Genomic DNA, 702 nt, shown 5'->3' with positions numbered 1-702 from the left:
TCACCGCGTGCTGCTCGGCGATGCCCACGTCGAAGGTCCGCTCCGGGTGCGCCTTGGCGAACAGGTCGATGCCCGTGCCCCCCGGCATCGCCGCGGTGATCGCCACCACCTTCTCGTCCGCGTCCGCGGCTTTGATCAGGCTCTCGCCGAACACCCGGGTGTAGGCCGGCGCGTTCGGCTTGGCCTTGGCCTGCACCCCCGAGACCACGTCGAACTTCACCACCCCGTGGTAGCGGTCGGCCGAGGCCTCGGCCGGCGCGTAGCCCTTGCCCTTCTGGGTGACCACGTGCAGCAGGATCGGGCCCTGCTCCGAGTCGCGCACGTTCTTGAGCACCGGCAGCAGGTGGTCGAGGTTGTGGCCGTCCACCGGGCCCACGTAGTAGAAGCCGAGCTCCTCGAACATCGTGCCCCCGCCCCCGGTGATCAGGTTGCGGGCGTACTCCTCGGCCTGGGCGGCGCGCTGGTAGATCGCCTTGGGCAACAGCTTGCCGAGCTGCTTGGCGGTCTCGCGCAGCGAGCGGTAGGCGCCCCCCGAGGCGAGCCGGGCGAGGTAGGCCGACATCGCGCCCACGGGGGGGGCGATCGACATGTCGTTGTCGTTGAGGATGACGATCAGGCGCGAGTGCAGGGCGCCGGCGTTGTTCATGGCCTCGTAGGCCATGCCGGCCGACATCGAGCCGTCGCCGATCACCGCGACCATGT

1 protein-coding gene is annotated in these 702 nt (G+C 70.1%); it reads right to left on the bottom strand.

Annotated features, from left to right (window positions below; translation table 11 throughout):
* Positions 1-702: 1-deoxy-D-xylulose-5-phosphate synthase N-terminal domain-containing protein (locus ACLBXP_RS25215; protein ID WP_447670583.1), on the bottom strand; the 702-nt coding region annotated here is incomplete at both ends.

The organism is Methylobacterium sp. A54F (assembly GCF_053346035.1).
Note: the sequence above shows the minus strand (reverse complement) of the source record. Positions and strands in the feature narration are given on the sequence as shown.